Annotated in this window: 1 protein-coding gene; it reads left to right on the forward strand. The window is 24.2% G+C overall.

Going from position 1 to position 604, the window contains the following annotated elements:
- The first annotated feature begins 55 nt into the window (after window positions 1-55).
- Window positions 56-565, forward strand: a complete 510-nt coding sequence (locus AJ888_RS06390; protein WP_002861552.1) for a hypothetical protein — start codon at window positions 56-58, stop codon at window positions 563-565.
- Window positions 566-604 lie beyond the last annotated feature (39 nt).

The following is a 604-nucleotide window of genomic DNA, read 5'->3' on the forward strand; positions in this document are numbered from 1 at the left end:
TAAGCTTGATTTTAAAAATAAAGCTTATAATGTACTTTATAATACAGGAGTTTAAATGGGAGAAGATATTATACTTTCTATTTTTTGGGGTTTGATAGGATTTATTTTTAGGCTTGTTACTATTGATACAATACTTTATATTACAGCCTTAAGCGTTCTTATTGCCTTTTCTATTATAAATTATTGGATGAGAATTAACATAAAAGAATTTTTAAAATCTTATTTTTCAATATATTTTATTATCTTTTTTACAGCTATTATTATCATATTTTATCTTAGCTATGATCTTGAAACTTATAGAGGATATGTAATGCTCGGTCCTCCAGAAGCTGAAGAATTATCACCACAAGAATATATAGTATATAAGTGTTCTAAATTTTTAATCTTTATAAATTTTATTTTTTTTACAATCACATTTATTATACTTCCTTGTTTATTACAAGCTTATTTTTTTAAATGTTATAGCACAGGAGAAAAACACAAAAAATTAAGTTGGCTTATAGGGTTTGTGTGCAATATCTTTTTATTAATGGCGAGTGTGTATGTGATATATGAAAATCTTTAAAGACTATCAAAAATTCACTCCTTATGGTTTGGATTTTAA

Source organism: Campylobacter sp. BCW_6467 (assembly GCF_001762855.1).
GTDB lineage: Bacteria > Campylobacterota > Campylobacteria > Campylobacterales > Campylobacteraceae > Campylobacter_D > Campylobacter_D jejuni.

What these genes read in the sequence shown, in the direction of transcription:
- AJ888_RS06390 (WP_002861552.1), top strand. Translation starts at nt 56, where the DNA reads ATGGGAGAAGATATTATACTTTCTATTTTTTGGGGTTTGATAGGATTT.